This window comes from Micromonospora sp. NPDC050695, assembly GCF_040654415.1.
Taxonomy (GTDB): Bacteria; Actinomycetota; Actinomycetes; order Mycobacteriales; family Micromonosporaceae; genus Micromonospora.
In genome coordinates this window covers 48,730-65,644 of the sequence record NZ_JBFAHZ010000032.1, presented here as the reverse complement: position 1 = coordinate 65,644, position 16,915 = coordinate 48,730, and the positions used below count along the sequence as shown (strand labels likewise).

15 protein-coding genes are annotated in these 16,915 nt (G+C 72.4%); 8 read left to right on the top strand and 7 right to left on the bottom strand.

What is annotated here, in order from left to right; translation table 11 throughout:
• Window positions 1-75: 75 nt before the first annotated feature.
• A complete protein-coding gene (gene pgm / locus AB0H52_RS22030) occupies window positions 76-1,719 on the bottom strand; it encodes a phosphoglucomutase (alpha-D-glucose-1,6-bisphosphate-dependent) (protein ID WP_151492791.1) in 1,644 nt (547 codons plus the stop codon).
• 29 nt (window positions 1,720-1,748) lie between these two features.
• A complete protein-coding gene (glgC, locus tag AB0H52_RS22025; RefSeq protein WP_151492792.1) occupies window positions 1,749-2,981 on the bottom strand; it encodes a glucose-1-phosphate adenylyltransferase in 1,233 nt (410 codons plus the stop codon).
• 72 nt (window positions 2,982-3,053) lie between these two features.
• On the opposite strand from glgC, the gene glgA reads away from it, so the two are divergent.
• Entirely contained in the window at window positions 3,054-4,259 is a 1,206-nt protein-coding gene (glgA, locus tag AB0H52_RS22020; protein WP_151492793.1) for a glycogen synthase, read from the top strand.
• Between the two features lie 11 nt (window positions 4,260-4,270).
• Here glgA and AB0H52_RS22015 read toward each other — a convergent pair whose 3' ends face one another.
• Together AB0H52_RS22015 and AB0H52_RS22010 are read right to left on the bottom strand one after the other, a co-directional pair.
• Window positions 4,271-5,401, bottom strand: coding sequence for a helix-turn-helix domain-containing protein (locus AB0H52_RS22015; protein ID WP_225854807.1), 1,131 nt, complete (start codon window positions 5,399-5,401; stop codon window positions 4,271-4,273).
• 16 nt (window positions 5,402-5,417) lie between these two features.
• Window positions 5,418-5,615: a hypothetical protein gene (locus AB0H52_RS22010; RefSeq protein ID WP_151492794.1), complete on the bottom strand. Its 198-nt coding sequence runs from the start codon at window positions 5,613-5,615 to the stop codon at window positions 5,418-5,420.
• 217 nt (window positions 5,616-5,832) lie between these two features.
• Here AB0H52_RS22010 and AB0H52_RS22005 point away from each other — a divergent pair, with 217 nt between their 5' ends.
• On the top strand, window positions 5,833-6,060 hold the full coding sequence (locus tag AB0H52_RS22005; protein WP_151492795.1) for a winged helix-turn-helix domain-containing protein: 228 nt from the start codon (window positions 5,833-5,835) through the stop codon (window positions 6,058-6,060).
• A gap of 283 nt (window positions 6,061-6,343) precedes the next feature.
• Here AB0H52_RS22005 and AB0H52_RS22000 read toward each other — a convergent pair whose 3' ends face one another.
• Together AB0H52_RS22000 and AB0H52_RS21995 are read right to left on the bottom strand one after the other, a co-directional pair.
• The gene (locus AB0H52_RS22000) at window positions 6,344-6,751 is read right to left on the bottom strand and encodes a type II toxin-antitoxin system VapC family toxin (protein ID WP_357949626.1); all 408 of its coding nucleotides are present in this window, start codon (window positions 6,749-6,751) and stop codon (window positions 6,344-6,346) included.
• 37 nt (window positions 6,752-6,788) lie between these two features.
• Window positions 6,789-7,046 (bottom strand): AbrB/MazE/SpoVT family DNA-binding domain-containing protein, encoded by a 258-nt coding sequence (locus tag AB0H52_RS21995; RefSeq protein ID WP_225854809.1) that lies wholly within the window; start codon window positions 7,044-7,046, stop codon window positions 6,789-6,791.
• Window positions 7,047-7,163: 117 nt separating this feature from the next.
• Between AB0H52_RS21995 and AB0H52_RS21990 the strand changes: the two genes are divergently transcribed.
• Both AB0H52_RS21990 and glgB read left to right on the top strand, forming a co-directional pair.
• Window positions 7,164-9,350, top strand: a complete 2,187-nt coding sequence (locus AB0H52_RS21990) for a maltotransferase domain-containing protein (RefSeq protein ID WP_357949623.1) — start codon at window positions 7,164-7,166, stop codon at window positions 9,348-9,350.
• Window positions 9,338-11,440: a 1,4-alpha-glucan branching protein GlgB gene (gene glgB, locus AB0H52_RS21985; protein ID WP_151490716.1), complete on the top strand. Its 2,103-nt coding sequence runs from the start codon at window positions 9,338-9,340 to the stop codon at window positions 11,438-11,440. Before AB0H52_RS21990 ends, glgB begins: the two co-directional genes overlap by 13 nt.
• 15 nt (window positions 11,441-11,455) lie before the next feature.
• Here glgB and AB0H52_RS21980 read toward each other — a convergent pair whose 3' ends face one another.
• The gene (locus AB0H52_RS21980) at window positions 11,456-12,496 is read right to left on the bottom strand and encodes a phosphatase domain-containing protein (protein ID WP_151490715.1); all 1,041 of its coding nucleotides are present in this window, start codon (window positions 12,494-12,496) and stop codon (window positions 11,456-11,458) included.
• Between the two features lie 124 nt (window positions 12,497-12,620).
• Here AB0H52_RS21980 and AB0H52_RS21975 point away from each other — a divergent pair, with 124 nt between their 5' ends.
• The 4 genes from AB0H52_RS21975 (at window position 12,621) to AB0H52_RS21960 (ending at window position 16,905) form a co-directional block, all read left to right on the top strand.
• Window positions 12,621-14,240, top strand: a complete 1,620-nt coding sequence (locus AB0H52_RS21975) for a hypothetical protein (protein WP_151490714.1) — start codon at window positions 12,621-12,623, stop codon at window positions 14,238-14,240.
• Window positions 14,241-14,303: 63 nt separating this feature from the next.
• Window positions 14,304-15,101 (top strand): peroxide stress protein YaaA, encoded by a 798-nt coding sequence (yaaA, locus tag AB0H52_RS21970; RefSeq protein ID WP_151490713.1) that lies wholly within the window; start codon window positions 14,304-14,306, stop codon window positions 15,099-15,101.
• 105 nt (window positions 15,102-15,206) lie between these two features.
• The gene (locus AB0H52_RS21965; RefSeq protein ID WP_151490712.1) at window positions 15,207-15,875 is read left to right on the top strand and encodes a hypothetical protein; all 669 of its coding nucleotides are present in this window, start codon (window positions 15,207-15,209) and stop codon (window positions 15,873-15,875) included.
• 73 nt (window positions 15,876-15,948) lie between these two features.
• Complete coding sequence (locus tag AB0H52_RS21960) at window positions 15,949-16,905, top strand: TAXI family TRAP transporter solute-binding subunit (protein WP_225854583.1); 957 nt, start codon at window positions 15,949-15,951, stop codon at window positions 16,903-16,905.
• Window positions 16,906-16,915: the final 10 nt, after the last annotated feature.

Below are 16,915 nucleotides of genomic sequence, written 5' to 3'. Positions count from 1 at the left end.
CTTTTTTATACCCAAGGCCGGGGTGGGGTGGGTGGGTGGGTGGGGTGGGTGGGTGGGTGGGGTGGGTGGGTGGGGTCAGGCTTGGGAGAGGGTTTCGTCCACCAGGTTTTTGGCTTCGGTTTGGATCTTTTTCAGGTGGTCGGGGCCTTGGAAGGACTCGGCGTAGATCTTGTAGACGTCCTCCGTGCCGGAGGGGCGCGCCGCGAACCAGCCGGACTCGGTGCTGACCTTCAGACCGCCGATCGGGGCCCCGTTGCCCGGTGCGGTGGTCAGCGTCGCGGTGATCGGCTCGCCGGCCAGCTCGGTGGCGGTGACCTGATCCGGGGAGAGCTTGCCGAGCACGGCCTTCTGCTCCCGGGTGGCCGGGGCGTCGATCCGGGCGTACGCGGGCGCGCCGAACCGCTCGGCCAGCTCGGCCCAGTGTTCGCTCGGGGTGCGCCCGGTGGTGGCCAGGATCTCGGAGGCCAGCAGGCAGAGCAGGATGCCGTCCTTGTCGGTGGTCCAGGTCGAGCCGTCGCGGCGCAGGAACGACGCTCCGGCGCTCTCCTCACCGCCGAAGCCCACCGCGCCGTCCAGCAGGCCGGGCACGAACCACTTGAAGCCGACCGGCACCTCCAGCAGCGGCCGGCCCAGGTCGGCGGCGACCCGGTCGATCATCGACGAGGACACCAGCGTCTTGCCAACGGCGGCGGACGGACCCCACGCGGTGCGGGTACGGAACAGGTGACCGATCGCCACCGCCAGGTAGTGGTTGGGGTTCATCAGGCCGGCGTCCGGGGTGACGATCCCGTGCCGGTCGGCGTCGGCGTCGTTGCCGGTGGAGATCTGGAAGTCGGCGCGGGCGGCGATCAGCGACGCCATCGCGTTCGGCGACGAGCAGTCCATCCGGATCTTGCCGTCGCCGTCCAGGGTCATGAACCGCCAGGTCGGGTCGACCGTCGGGTTGACCACGGTCAGGTCCAGTCGGTGCCGCTCGGCGATCTCACCCCAGTACGCCACGCTCGCCCCGCCGAGCGGGTCCGCGCCGATCCGGATCCCGGCGTCGCGGATCGCGTCGATGTCGATCGCCGCGGGCAGGTCGTCGACGTAGTGGGCGAGGAAGTCGTACTCCCCGGTGGTGTCGGCGGCGCGAGCCCGCGCGTAGGTGATCCGGCGGACCTCCTTGAGCCCGGCGGCGAGGATCGCGTTGGCCCGGTCCTGGATCCACCGGGTGACGTCGGTGTCGGCCGGCCCGCCGTTGGTCGGGTTGTACTTGAAGCCGCCGTCGTCCGGCGGGTTGTGCGACGGGGTGATGACGATGCCGTCGGCGAGCCCGCTGGTCCGCCCCCGGTTGTGGGTGAGGATCGCGTGCGACAGCGCCGGGGTGGGCGTGTAGCCGTCGCGGCTGTCCACCAGCACGGTGACGCCGTTGGCGGCGAGGACCTCCAGGGCGTCCACTGCGGCCGGCGCGGAGAGCGCGTGCGTGTCCCGCGCGAGGAACAGCGGGCCGTCCAGGCCCTGCTCCCGCCGGTAGTCGCAGAGCGCCTGGGTGACCGCGAGGATGTGGTCGGAGTTGAACGCGTTGCGCAGGCTGGAACCCCGGTGGCCGGAGGTGCCGAAGGAGACCTGCTGCGCCGGGTCCGCTGGGTCCGGATGTTCGGCGTAGTAGGCGGTCACCAGGCGCGGCACGTCGACCAGGTCGGCGGGCTCGGCGGGCTGGCCGGCACGGGGATGGGTCACGGGGGTCTACCTCCTTGATAGTGCGACGGTCACGGCTCGACCCGTTGACCCTTGCCGATGACCACGATGCCGTTGTCGGAGACGGTGTAGCGCTGCCGGTCCTTCTCCAGGTCGACGCCGATCTCGACGCCCTCCGGGACGAACACGTTCTTGTCCAGGATCGCCCGCCGGACCACCGCGTGGCGGCCGATCTCGACACCCTCCATCAGCACCGAACCCTCGACGTGCGCCCAGGAGTGCACCCGCACCTTCGGTGACACGATCGAGTTCTCCACCAGCGAGCCCGAGATCACCACGCCCGGAGAGACCATCGAGCCGACCGCGCGGCCAACGCGCTCACCCCACTGGTGGACGAACTTCGCCGGCGGCCACGGCGGCTGCTCGGTGTAGATCGGCCAGTCGAAGTTGTAGAGGTTGAACACGGGGTGCACGTTGATCAGATCCATGTGCGCGTCGTAGAACGAGTCGAGCGTCCCCACGTCGCGCCAGTAGCCGCGGTCCCGGTCGGTGCTGCCCGGCACCTCGTTGTCGCGGAAGTCGTAGACGTTCGCCTCGCCCCGCTCGACGAGCATCGGGATGATGCTGCCACCCATGTCGTGCTTGCTGGTCTTGTCCTCCGCGTCGCGCTCGACCGCCTCACACAGCGCGCGGGTGGTGAAGACGTAGTTGCCCATCGAGGCGTAGATCTCGTCGGGCGCGTCCGGAAGGCCGACCGCGTCGGTGGGCTTCTCGCGGAACGCCCGGATGCGCCGGCCGTCCTCGCCGACCTCGATGACGCCGAACTGGTCGGCCATCGACAGCGGCTGGCGGATGCCGGCGACGGTCACCGCGGCACCGGAGGCGATGTGGTCCTCCACCATCTGCCGCGGGTCCATCCGGTAGATGTGGTCGGCGCCGAAGACGATCACGTAGTCGGGCTGCTCGTCGTTGATCAAATTGAAGCTCTGGTAGATGGCGTCGGCCGAGCCGGCGAACCACCACGGGCCGCGCCGCTGCTGTGCGGGCACCGGGGTGACGTAGTTGCCGAGCAGCGTGGACATCCGCCAGGTCTTGGTGATGTGTCGGTCGAGGGAGTGGGACTTGTACTGGGTCAGCACGACGATCTTGAGATAGCCGGCGTTGGCCAGGTTGGAGAGGACGAAGTCGACCATGCGGTACATCCCGCCGAACGGGACGGCCGGCTTGGCCCGGTCCGTGGTGAGTGGCATCAGGCGCTTGCCCTCCCCACCCGCCAGGACGATCGCGAGCACCTTGGCAGCCATGCCCCGACGCTATCCACCCGCGTCGGACTTCACCACTCGTACGGGGAGTCTTCTGCACTAGGGTGCGGGGTCATGACGGAACCCACCCCGCTGCGCGTCGATCTGCTCACCCGCGAGTACCCGCCGGAGGTCTACGGCGGCGCGGGCGTGCACGTCGAGTACCTGGCCCGGGAGTTGCGCCGCCTCGCCGACGTCCGCGTGCACTGCTTCGGGCTGCCGCGCACCGAGCCGGGCGTCACCGCGTACGCCGAACCGCCCGGCCTGACCGGCGCGAACGCCGCGCTGCGCGTGATGGGCGTGGATCTGGAGATGGCCGCCGGCACCGCCGGCGCGGACGTGGTGCACAGCCACACCTGGTACGCGAACCTGGCCGGGCACACCGCGAAGCTGCTGCACGGGGTGCCGCACGTGCTGACCGCGCACAGCCTGGAGCCGCTGCGGCCGTGGAAGGCCGAGCAGCTCGGCGGCGGGTACGCGCTCTCGTCCTGGTGTGAGCGCACGGCGGTGGAGGCCGCCGACGCGGTGATCGCGGTCAGTGGCGGGATGCGCAACGACGTGCTGGCCGCCTACCCGCAGGTCGACCCGGACCGGGTCCGGGTGGTCTACAACGGCATCGACACCGTGCAGTACGCGCCGGACCACGGCACCGACGTGCTCGACCGGCTCGACATCGACCCGGCGCTGCCCAGCGTGGTGTATGTGGGAAGGATCACCCGCCAGAAGGGGCTGCCCTACCTGCTGCGCGCCGCCCGGGAGCTGCCGGCGGACACCCAGCTCGTGCTGCTCGCCGGCGCGCCGGACACGGCGGAGATCGCCGCCGAGGTCGAGGAGCTGGTCGCCGAGCTGCGGGCCAACCGATCCGGGGTGATCTGGGTGGCCGAGATGCTGCCCAAGCCCGAGGTGATCCAGGTGCTCACCCACGCCACGGTCTTCGCCTGCCCGTCGGTGTACGAGCCCATGGGCATCGTCAACCTGGAGGCGATGGCCTGCGAGACGGCCGTGGTGGCGACCGCCACCGGCGGCATCCCCGAGGTGGTGGTCGACGGCGAGACGGGCCTGCTGGTGCCGATCGAGCAGGCCACCGACGGCTCCGGCACCCCACTGGACCCGGACCGTTTCGTGGCCGACCTGGCGGCGGCGATCAACACGCTGCTCGCCGACCAGGCGCGTACCGAGCGGTTCGGCCTGGCGGGTCGGCGGCGGGCGGTCGAGCACTTCTCCTGGGACGCCATCGCCCGCCAGACCCAGGACGTGTACCGCTCGGTCATGGCGAGCTGAGGGAGACAGCGTCAGGCGACGTGGAGGGTGGCGGCGAGCTGGGCCAGTTCGGTCGGCGCGTCGGCGTTTCGCGACACGACGGCGACCAGCTTCCGTACCGCCGGACGATGGTGCACCTCGCTGTGGGCTACGCGTTCCGCGTCGAGCAGCGTACGGCCGGCCCGGCGCATGTCACCTACGCGAGCGTGGACGCGGGCCACGTCGAGGAGGTACGCGGCGCGGTGCTCGGGCGGCAGTGACCGCCACCGGTCGTCGGCGACCAGTCGCTGGTGCCGGGCTGCGGCCGTGGTGACGTCGCCCAGCGCCGCCTCGGCAACCACCCGAGCCGCGTCGATCGCCGCCCCTTTGTCGGCTCCGACCTCCCCCGCGGCGTCCGCCGCCCGGTCGAGCGACTGGTGGGCGAGTCGTTCGTCGCCCCGGTCGGCAGCGGCGAGGGCGGCTTGGATGAGCAGCGTTCCTCGTGGCGATGACGCGGCCGTGGACCCGTCGCAGCGGTCGACGGCGAGGAGAGCGGCATCCAGAGCGGCGAGCCGCCGGCCACGGGAGCGTAGGGCCTGACTCAGTGCCACGGTGGCGACGGCGGCCAGCCGGGGATCGCCGGCAGCGGCGGTCATCGCACGGTCGGCCGCCAACCAGGCCAGGTCCCCCTGGTCGACCTTGACCAGCGCCAAGGCGACGAGCCCGTACACCGACACCAGCAGGGCCTCCGTCGCTCCGGGCCGCGCGGTCTGCGCCTCGCGGGCGGCATCGAGCAGGCCGGGCAGCAGGGCCAGCAACGCCGGGTACCGGGCATGGCGGTAGCTCTGCTCGGCGTGCTCCACCCGAGCCCGCAACGCCTCGACCAGCGGCGGCCGGTCTCCATCCGGCCGGTCGTACCGGGCCAGCGCCGCCCGCACCCCATCCACTCCGGCGGCAACCGGCGCGGGCCGCACCGGCCGGGTGGCCAGCAGCACCTCGACGTCGATGCGCAGCGTGTCGGCGATCTCCCGGAGGTTGGACACCCGCTCCAGCCGGCGTACCCCACGTTCGACCTTGTCCACCCAACTCTTCGACTTACCGAGCCGGTCGGCGAACTGCTGCTGCGTCATGTTGCGCCGCACCCGCCACTGGGCGACCCGGCGACCCACCGGCAGCTCGTTCACCGCCGGCCCGTCGCGCTCACCGGACCACCCCGAGAACAAACAGCAGGAGTACGACCACAGCGATCACGCCTCCGTAGAGGTACTGCCGCCGGGGCAGCGGTGCCCGCACAGGACGCGGCGGACAGGGCACCCGATCCCCGTCCGGGTGCGGCGGCCGACCACCGGCCACCGGGTACGCGGGCGGCAACGGCCCGTCGGACGGACGTTCACGCATTGGCACCTCCTGGACACGACGGAACGCGACGGTGAAGAAGCAGGTCAGGGCGGGGCGACACGGGGGAACCACCCCGCCCTGCCCAAGGGACCTCCGCTGCTGACGAGAGAACCCCCGCCACCCAACATAGAGTGCAGTGTGTACAGAGTCAACACAACATGCACAGAGTGTCATGTGCGGTGGCATGCTCAGGGGGCTGACGAGAGGTGGCCCTGCCATGCCCAGGCAACCCGTGTACGAGCAGGTCATCGACGACGTGATCCGCTCGATTCAGTCCGGCGCCCTGCGACCCGGGGACAAGCTGCCCTCGATCGCGGAACTGGGCGAGCAGTACCAGGCCAGCCCTACGCCCATCAGATTCGCACTGCGGATCCTGGATGAGCGGGGCTGGATCGAGGTGCACCAGGGCAAGGGGTCGTTCGTGGCACCGAACCCGCCCGCCTGAGCGCGAGCACACCTTCGTTTCCTTGATCGTTGGCTGCTGGGCGATACGACACGCCGAGCGCGGTGCTGCTGAAGAGCCACCGATCGGCAGCCGTTCGGACGCCACCGCCGGCTCGCGCTCTGGAATCGCCCACTTGGCCCGTTCGCGTGCTGCCTGATGGCTTCGATCGACTCGTCGTGCAGGAAACCGCGGCATCGAACGTGCGCTGATACTCCGGCCTCACGAAACGCGAGTGGATCACGACAACGGGCGGCCGGTCAGGGAACGGCTACGACAGCGGCCACTAGTCGTCCGGCGTGATCAGCGCCAAGGTCGGGAAGTACGTGCGGTAGCGCGCTCCGTCACGGGTCAAGAGGTGGTATCGGCAGACGGCGGCGTGTGCACCGATGTAGAAGTCGGCCACCGGCGAGCGCTTGGTGCCGCCGAGCTTCCGGTACCGCGCATATGCCTTGCCTGCAAGAAAGCCGGCCAGGTAGGGCAATTCCTCGCGGAGGAAGTCCCCCGCCGGCAGGGCCTCGTCCAGTTCCTCGATGCGGGCGAAACGGACCGACACTTCCGCGTACACGATGGGGTTGATCACTAGGTGGCCCGCGTCGCGGGCCTCGGCGAGGGCGGTGGCAGACCACTGGGCCCACTTAGGGTCGTCGGTGAAGACGTCCAGCAGCACGTTGGTATCGACCAGGGTCGTCACTACGCCGGTTGGACGCGATGGCACTGCGCGCAGCCTCTCACTCGCCACGCAGCAGCTCCATCAGTTCCTCGGTGGACATGTGCTCGGTCTCCTTGGCACTGCCCCGCCCGCGCATGTGTCGGACGAGGCGTTGACCTCGGGTTTCGGCGCCCTGCACGCGCACTATGCGCAGGGCCCCGCCCTCCTCGACCACGTCGACCTCATCGCCCTCATGCAGGTTGTAACGGGCTCGCAGCGCGGCCGGGATGGTCACCTGGCCCTTGCTGTTCAGCCGCATGCTCGGTACCTCCGTCACGTAATACCAACGATACGTGACACCTCTCGTTACGCGGCGCGTCCTGGCGAACCGCACCTGGGACTGACCGGGGTGCTTGGCCGCGCGCGAACGGATCTCGCGCAGTAGGTTGGCGGGGTGACTGGACGGTTCCCGATCGAAGACGTCTCCCCCGTCGTCTCGTGCGGGCGGTACCCGGCCAAGGCGGTGGTCGACGAGCCGGTTCCGGTGTCGGCGCGCGCCTACCGGGAGGGGCATGACGCGCTGGGCTGCACCGTGGTGTGGGCCGGCCCGGACGGCGCCCAGCGCCCGTCCACCCGGATGCGCCCCGGCGAGCCCGGCCAGGACCGTTGGCACGCCACCATCCGCCCCGACGCGGTGGGCGAATGGACCTTCTCCGTCGAGGCGTTCCAGGACCCGTACCTGACCTGGCAGAACGCGGTGACCAAGAAGATCGCCGCCGGGCAGGGGCCGGAGGACCTGGCCAACGACCTGGCCGAAGGCGCCCGGGTGCTGGCCGCCGCCCGGGACCTCGTGCCGGCCGCCGACCGGCCCCGCGTCGCCGCCGCGCTCACCGCGCTCGCCGACACCGACCTGCCGTTGCCGCAGCGCGTCGGCCCGGCGCTCGCCCTGGCCGACCTGCTCTGGGAGCACCCGGTGCGAGAGTTGGTCACCGCCGGTGACACGTACTCGATCTGGGTGGACCGCAAGCGGGCGCTCTACTCGGCCTGGTACGAGTTCTTCCCCCGCTCCGAAGGAGCGGTGGGCGACGTCTCCGGCACCTTCGCGACCGCCACCGAGCGGCTTCCCGGCGTGGCGGCGATGGGCTTCGACGTGCTCTACCTGCCGCCGATCCACCCGATCGGCCGGATCAACCGCAAGGGCCGCAACAACGCGCTCACCGCCGGGCCGACCGACGTGGGCTCGCCGTGGGCGATCGGCGCCGCCGAGGGCGGCCACGACACCATCCACCCCGACCTGGGTACGCCGGCGGACTTCCGCGCCTTCATCGAGGCGGCGGCGGCGCAGGGCCTGGAGGTGGCGATGGACCTGGCGTTGCAGTGCGCGCCGGACCACCCGTGGGTCACCGAGCACCCGGAGTGGTTCACCACCCGGGCCGACGGCAGCATCGCGTACGCGGAGAACCCGCCCAAGAAGTACCAGGACATCTACCCGGTCAACTTCGACAACGACCCGGAGGGCATCCGCGCCGAGGTGCTGCGGGTGGTGCTGCACTGGGTGGGCGAGGGCATCCGGATCTTCCGGGTGGACAACCCGCACACCAAGCCGTTCGACTTCTGGCACTGGCTGATCGCCGAGGTCAAGGCGGTCGATCCGGACGTGCTGTTCCTGGCCGAGGCGTTCACCCGGCCGGCCATCATGCACGGCCTCGGCAAGATCGGCTTCACCCAGTCGTACACCTATTTCACCTGGCGCACGACGGCCGCCGAGATGCGGGCGTACTGCGAGGAGTTGATCGAGGCGGCCGACTACATGCGGCCGAACTTCTGGCCGAACACCCCGGACATCCTGCACGAGTCGTTGCAGCACGGCGGCCCGCCGATGTTCAAGATCCGGGCGGTGCTGGCCGCGCTGCTCTCCCCCTCCTGGGGTCTCTACGCCGGCTACGAGCTGTTCGAGCACGTGGCCCGGCCGGGCACCGAGGAATACCTGGACAACGAGAAGTACGAGCTGCGGCCCCGGGACTGGGCCGGCGCCGAGGCGCAGGGCCGCTCGCTGGCGCCGTTCCTGGCCACCCTCAACCGGGTACGCCGCGACAACCCGGCCCTGCACCAGCTGCGCAACCTGCGCTTCCACGAGATCGACAACCCGGCGCTGCTCTGCTGGTCCAAGCACGACCCGGAGACCGGCAACACCGTCATCGTGATCTGCTCGTTCGACCCGCGCGTCGTGCAGTGGGGCAACACCACCCTCGACATGCCGGCGCTGGGCTTCGACTGGCACGAACGGTTCACCGTGCACGACGAGCTGACCGGCACCAGCTACGACTGGGGTCAGCGCAACGCGGTACGCCTCGACCCGTACCTGCAACCCGCGCACGTGCTGACCGTGCGCCGGCCGACGCCGCCCGCCGCGCCGGCGCCCGCCGGTGTCGAACCGGCGGACCTGACCGTCGCCGACGTCCCGGACGACCTGTCCGGAGGCACCGCGCCGACGACCCCGGCACCGACAGCCGCCACCGACCCGGCGGCGGCTCCGCGCCCGGCCGCGGCCCGCCCGGCCGCGGCCCGCCCCGCCGCGGCCCGCCCCGCCGCCTCCGCACCGACCGACGCCGCCCCGAAGGACGCCCGATGGACCAGCTGATCACCGGCGCGACGCACGACCCGCACGCGCTGCTCGGCGCGCACCCCGCCGACTCCGCCACGACGATCCGCACGATGCGCCGGGGCGCCGGTGACGTGGTGCTGCTCGTCGGCGACGAGCGGTACCCGATGAAGCGGGTGCACGACGTGGGCGTCTTCGAGGCCCAGGTCGAGGGCACCGTGCTCGACTACCGGGTGGAGGTCGACGGCACCGCGCACGACGACCCGTACCGCTACCCGCCGACCCTCGGCGAACTGGACCTGCACCTGATCGGCGAGGGCCGGCACGAGCGGCTGTGGGACGCGCTCGGCGCGCGGGTCTTCGACGAGGGTGTGGCGTTCAGCGTGTGGGCGCCCAACGCCCGTGGGGTGCGGGTGGTCGGCGACTTCACCGGTTGGGGCCCGGACGACGGCTGGCCGATGCGGTCACTCGGCTCCAGCGGCGTGTGGGAGCTGTTCGTGCCCAACGCCCGCGTCGGCGCCCGCTACAAGTACCGGGTCCTCGGCGCCGACGGGCAGTGGCGGGACAAGGCCGACCCCCTCGCGGCGTACGCGGAGGTGCCGCCGGCCACCGCCTCGGTGGTGCACCACTCGACGTACCGGTGGAACGACGCGGACTGGCTGGCCCGGCGGGCCGAGCGCCAGCCCCACCAGGAGCCGATGAGCGTGTACGAGGTGCACCTCGGCTCCTGGCGGCCCGGCCTCGGTTACCGCGAACTGGCCGACCAGCTCGTCGCGTACGTCACCGAGCTGGGCTTCACGCACGTGGAGTTCCTGCCGGTGATGGAGCACCCGTTCGGCGGTTCCTGGGGCTACCAGGTGACCGGCTACTTCGCGCCGACGTCCCGCTTCGGCGACCCCGACGACTTCCGCCACCTCGTCGACTCCCTGCACGCCGCCGGCATCGGCGTGATCCTCGACTGGGTGCCCGCGCACTTCCCCAAGGACGAGTGGGCGCTCGCGCGCTTCGACGGCACCCCGCTCTACGAGCACCCCGACCCGCGCCGGGGCGAGCACCCCGACTGGGGCACGTACGTGTTCGACTTCGGCCGCCGCGAGGTCCGCAACTTCCTGGTCGCGAACGCCCTCTACTGGTGCGACCAGTTCCACGTCGACGGGCTGCGGGTCGACGCGGTCGCCTCGATGCTCTACCTGGACTACTCCCGCGAGCACGGCCAGTGGGCCCCCAACCAGTACGGCGGTCGGGAGAACCTGGAGGCCATCGCGTTCATGCAGGAGGTGAACGCGACCGTCTACAAGCACCACGCCGGCGTCGTCATGATCGCCGAGGAGTCCACCGCCTGGCCGGGCGTGACCCGCCCGACCGCCGACGGCGGGCTGGGCTTCGGCTTCAAGTGGAACATGGGCTGGATGCACGACACCCTGCTCTACACCTCGAAGGATCCGATCTACCGCCAGCACCACCACCACCAGCTCACGTTCTCCCTGGCGTACGCCTGGAGCGAGAACTACGTGCTGCCGATCAGCCACGACGAGGTCGTGCACGGTAAGGGGTCACTGGCCGGCAAGATGCCCGGCGACACCTGGCAGCGGCTGGCCAACGTACGGGCGCTGCTGGCGTACATGTGGGCGCACCCGGGCAAGCAGCTGCTCTTCATGGGCTCCGAGCTGGCCGACGACCGGGAGTGGAGCGAGGAGCGGGGCCTCGACTGGTACCTGCTACACGACCCGGCCCGCGCCGGCGTGCAACGGCTCGTCGGCGACCTCAACCGGGTCTACCGGGACACGCCGGCCCTCTGGGCACAGGACACCGAACCGGCCGGGTTCCGCTGGATCGCCGGCGACGACGTCGCCAACAACACCGTGTCGTTCGTCCGGATCGCCCCGGACGGCTCGACGCTGGTGTGCGTGGCGAACTTCTCCGCCCAGCCGCTGCACGACTACCGGATCGGGCTACCGGCCGGCGGGACGTGGACCGAGGTGCTCAACACCGACGCGCACCACTACGGCGGGTCGGGCGTGGGCAACCTGGGCGAGGTCCGCGCCGAGGACGTGCCGTGGCACGGAATGGTGGCGTCGGCGGCCCTCCAGGTGCCCCCGCTGGGCGCGGTCTGGCTCCGCCAGGGCTGACGAACGCGGCGACGCTCAGACCAGGTTGGCGTCTCGGAGCAGCTGCCACAGGCCGGCGCCGTCGGGCGCGGACAGCCACTTCTGCCCCACCGGTCCCGACGAGGGGCGGCCGGCGGGGGCGGGCAGGCTACCGGCCAGCACCGACTGGGTCGGGGACAGTCGGCGGATCGCCACCCCGGCGACGTTCTCCGGGTGGGCGGCGGCGAACTCCCGGTAGATCTCCTGGTCGTGCTGGCCGTCGTCGCCCACCAGCAGCCAGCGCACGTCGGGGAACTCCTTGGCCAGCCGGGCCAGGGTGGAGCGCTTGTGCTCCATGCCGCTGCGGAACCAGCGGTCGGCCGTCGGCCCCCAGTCGGTGAGCAGCAGCGGCCCGGCCGGGTAGAGGTGCCGGGACAGGAACCGGGTCAGCGTCGGCGCGACGTTCCACGCGCCGGTGGAGAGGTAGAAGACCGGCGAACCGGGGTGCGCGGTGACGAGGCGTTCGAAGAGCACCGCCATGCCGGGTACGGCGGCGCGGGCGTGCTCGTCGAGCACGAACGTGTTCCACGCGGCGAGCAGCGGCCGGGGCAGCGCGGTGACCATCACCGTGTCGTCGATGTCGGAGAGGATGCCGAACGTGACGTCCGGGTCGAGGATGCGCACCGGCGCGTCGACCGGCTCGGCGTCGGGGACGCTGAGCCGGACCGTGCCCCAGCCGGGCGGCAGGTCGGCCTCGACCAGCGTGTCGACGAAGCCGCTGCGGTCGGCCCGCGTCTCGTGGCGCACCCCGCCGGCCTCGATGGTCACCGTGACGTGTTTCGCCGGCAGGGTGGTGAAGCTGCGCCAGCCGCGAACCTTGTCCAGGCGGCCCCGCTGGCGGGTGTCCGGACGGCCCAGCAGCACCCGGCACATCACCCGTACCCAGCCCGGGGCGCCGTAGCCGGTGTACGCGACGATGTTGACCCGCCAGCCGGTGCGGCGCAGGCGGCGCTCCACGAGCTGGTGAACGGCGTCCTCGATCCGCGCTGCCCGGTGCAGGTTCGGAACGGCCAGTTGGCCGGCGGGAGTGGGTGGCACGCGCCAACCCTGCCACACGTCGACACCCACGGCCACGCGAGCCGGCCCCGGCTGCGCCGAACCTCCCCGGCCCGCCCGCCGTCCGTGAAACACTCCGGTCGGGACGACGACGGGGGCGTTGGTCGTGTCGCATCCAGAGCAGCACCGTGGGCGGTGGCGCCCGAGACTCGACCGGCCGGCGCTCGTGGCGCTGCTGGTCGGGCTGGTCGGCGTCGTCTACCGGCTGGTCCTGACGCTGTACACGGTGCCGGTGTCGAACAGCGACGAGGCCACCTTCGGCCTCGCCGCGCTGCACATCGGGCAGGGCCGGGAACGCCCGGTCTTCCTGTACGGCCAGCACTACATGGGGATGCTGGAGTCGTACCTGGCGGCGCCGCTGGTCGCGCTGGCCGGACCGAGCTGGCCGGTGCTGCGGCTGCCAATGCTCGCGCTGTACGCGCTCTTCCTCTACCTGATCCACCGGTTGACCCGCCGGATCTGCGCGCCCTGGTTCGCCACCTTCGTCGTCGGCCTGCTCGCGCTCGGGCCGGAGCGGGTGGTACGCGACCAGCTCACCGTCGTCGGCGGGCGGCCGGAGGTGAAGCCGGCGGTGCTGCTGATGCTGCTGATCACCGTGGGACTGGCCGCCGGCACGGTGCACCGCCGGCGGCTCGCCGTCGCACTGTTCGGCCTGCTCGTCGGTGTGGCCGCCTGGTCGGACTGGCTGATCCTGCCGTACCTGGCGGTGGCCGGGCTGGCGCTGGTGTGGGCGCTGCGCCGGGAGCTGCTCGGTTGGTCCGGTCTGCTGCTGGTGGCGGGCTTCGTGGTCGGGGTCGCGCCGATGATCGTCGACAACCTGCGTGCCGGGCCGGGTGAGGACTCGCTGACGGTGTTCCGGGAGGTCAGCACCAAGGCGGGGCCGCTGCCGGCGTGGTCCGAGCGGATCTCCGGTGGCCTGCTGGAGGGGGTGCCGCTGGCGCACGGGCTCTGCCCGGTGGACGGCTGCGGGCGCTGGCAGCAGTGGTTCGGGCTGCTCTACCCGCTGCTGCTGGTGGCCGCCGCGGCGCTCGCCGTACTCGCGTACCGCCGGGCCGCCGGCGGGCCGCGCGGGGAGCGGGTCGGGCCGGTCGTACAGCTCGCGCTGGTCGCGGGCGCGGCGTTGACCCTGCTGTCGTACGTGCGCAGCCCGCTCGCCGCGACCAGCCCACTGGACAACGCCCGCTACCTGTCGGTGCTGCAACTGTCACTGCCGGCGGTGCTCTGGCCGCTCTGGGTGGCGGCCCTGACCTCCTGGCGGGGCACGGTCAGCGTGCTCGGCCGGCTCACCGGCGCGCTGGCCACCGCGGTGCTGGTCGCGCTGACCGCGATCACGCTGGTGATCACCGTGCTGTTCGCGACGACCGGCACCGCCGCGTCGCGAACCGAGGAGCGCCAGGCCCGGGACCTGGCCGCCGCCCTGCGCGCCGACGGCCCGCACGAGGTGTACGGGGACTACTGGACCTGCAACCGGCTGATCTTCAACACCGACGAGAGGGTCGTCTGCGGCGTGCTCGACGCCGACCTGTCCCCCGGGCAGAACCGCTACCGGCCGTACTGGCGGCAGGTCGGCCGGGCCGAACGGCCGGGTTACGTGGTGGAGGTCGACTCGCCGATGGACCGCCGGCTGCGCCGGTTGCTCGCCGACTCCGCCGACGCCGCGCTCGTCCGGGAGGTCGGCGGCTATCGCGTGTACCACCCCGACACACCGGTGCGGCTGTGGCGGTAGAGCCGGGTCGTACGCTGGCCGGGCCGGCGCGCGGGGCGCCGACGCACCCGTCGAGGAGACCCGATGCTCATCCTGCTGCCGCCCTCGGAGGGAAAGGCCGATGCCGGCACCGGACGGCGCTGGGCCGCGGACCGGCTGTCGATGCCCGAGCTGAACCCGGCCCGCGAGCGGGTCCTCGACGCGCTGGTGGCGCTCTGCGCCGGCCCGGACGAGGAGGCGGCTCGGACGGCGCTCGGCCTCAGCGACGGGCAGCGCGGCGAGCTGCGGCGCAACGCCCGACTGCGGGCGGCGGCCACCGCACCGGCCGAACGGCTCTACACGGGGGTGCTCTACGAGGCGCTGGAGCTGGCCTCGCTGCCGGCACCGGCACAGCGGGCGGCCCGCCGGTCGATCCTGATCAGCTCGGGTCTGTGGGGCGCGGTGCGGCTGGCCGACCGGATCCCGCCGTACCGCTGCCCGATCGGCGCCCGCCTGCCCGGCGTGGGCGCGCTGTCGGCGTACTGGCGCGGGGAGCTGGCGCCGGCGCTGGACGCCGCAGCCGGCCGGGGGCCGGTGCTGGACCTGCGCTCCGGCGCGTACGCGGCCACCTGGACGCCACGCGGGGAGCTGGCCGAGCGGACGGTCACCGTGCGGGTGCTGCACGAACGGGAGGTCGACGGTGCGCCGGTCCGTTCGGTGGTGAGCCACTTCAACAAGGCGACCAAGGGGCGGCTGGTGCGTGACCTGCTGGTCGCCGGGGCCCGGCCGCGTACCGCCGCGGAGCTGATCGGCACGCTGCGGGAACTGAAGCACACCGTCGAGGAGCAGACCGTCGCGCCGGGCCGGGTGCGGCAGGTGGATCTGGTCGTCACCGACCTGTGACGGCGGGCAGCCGCAAGATTTGCTCAAGGCTCGGCGCGAGCGGTTCCGCAATGGCGTCGCAGGGGCCACGGTAGGAGAACCCAGACTCCGACAAGGGGGCCTCCGTTGACCCGCGAACCCGCCCTGCTCGATAGACTCCGCACCCCGGCGACGCCACCCCCACTGGACTGGCTGACCCTGGGCGACGCGTTCGAGGCCGCCTGCCTGCTGCGCTGCACGCCACCGCCGACCGCCGCCCGACCGGGCACGACGCCCACGTCGTACACCCCGGCTGTCGAGTTCAACCGGGAGGACGCCGCCCAACGGATGCGCCAGCTGCTCGGACGGCTGGACATCCCGGTGACCCACGAGGCGGCCGTCGGTGGCCTGCGTCGCCGCTATGAGCTGCACCGGCTCTGGGTGCCCCGGGAACACCACAGGACGTACACCCGGCTGTTGGACGCCGGCTGGTGGCAGGGGCGTCGGGAGCTGCTCGGCGGGCCGCTGCCCGGCGCCTCGCCGGCCCGCCGGCGGTGGGTGTCCCGCCTGGCGGCCTCGGCCTGGCGGTCGGCGCTGCTGGCCGGTGGGCGGCACGTCCGCCGGCACATCCTCGGCGTCCGGATCACCGACCGGGAGCTGGCCGCCGTGCTGATCCGCGGCGCCGCCGTGCTCGACGTGCCGGCCCGGCTGCGCCCGGGCACCGGCTGCTTCCTGGTCAGCGTCGCCGACGGCCCCGACCGGGAGCGGATCCTGAGCAGCGCCGCCCTGGAGCCCGCCCGCCGCCCGGCCTGCTGAACGGGCGCCGGTGACGCGCCGGCCGCCCCGGACGGGCTTGCGCCCACCGGGCCGACGGCGCACAGTGCAGCGCGTGAGGCATACCCCGTCCAGCCGGCCCGGCCACCGCGGCGCGGGCACGGCGGCCCTGTTGACGCTGCTGCTGACCCTGACGGTGGGCGGCTGCCGGGACACCGCGACCGACCCGGTGCCGATCCGGATCGCCACCGGCAGCCCCACCGCCGTCTACTACGCCTTCGGGCAGTCCCTGGCGGCCATCCTCAACCGGGAACTACCCGACGTACGGGCCAGCGTGGTGGTCACCGCCGCCTCGGCGGAGAACGTCCGACTGGTCGGCTCCGGCGACGCCGAGCTGGGCTTCACCCAGGCCGACGTGCTGCTCGGCCCCACCACGGCGAGCGCGTCGATCAACGCGATCGCCCGGGTGTACGACGACCAGCTGCACCTGGTCACCACGGGCGGTGGCCCGGTGCGTACCGTCGCCGACCTGGGTGGGCGGCGGGTGTCCGTCGGCGCCCCCGGCTCGGGTACCGAGATCACCGCGAGCCGCCTGCTGGAGGTGGCGCGGCTCGGCGGCGACGCGGTGCACCGCGAACGGCTCGGACTGGACGACTCGGTGGCCGCGCTGCGTGCCGGGCGCATCGACGCGTTCTTCTTCTCCGGCGGGCTTCCGGTGCGGGGCATCGAGGAGCTGGCCTGGCGCAGCGCCACCCGGATCGTCGACCTGAGCGAGTGGACCGAGCGCCTGCGCTCCCGCTACGGCCCGGTCTACGTCTCCCGGGACATTCCCCGCTCGGTGTACGGCGTCGACCGGGTGACCACGGTGGCCGACCCGAACTACCTGATCGTGCGGGCCAACCTGCCCCAGCGGCTGGTCCGGGAGGTGACCGCACTGTTGATGGACCGGCGGGCCGAGCTGGCCGCGGCGCATCCGGCGGCGGGACGGATGAGCCCCCGCTCGGCGATCGTCACCGCCCCGCTGGCGCTGCACCCCGGCGCGGCGGCCTGGTACCGCGCGGCCAAACCCTGACGGTCGCCCG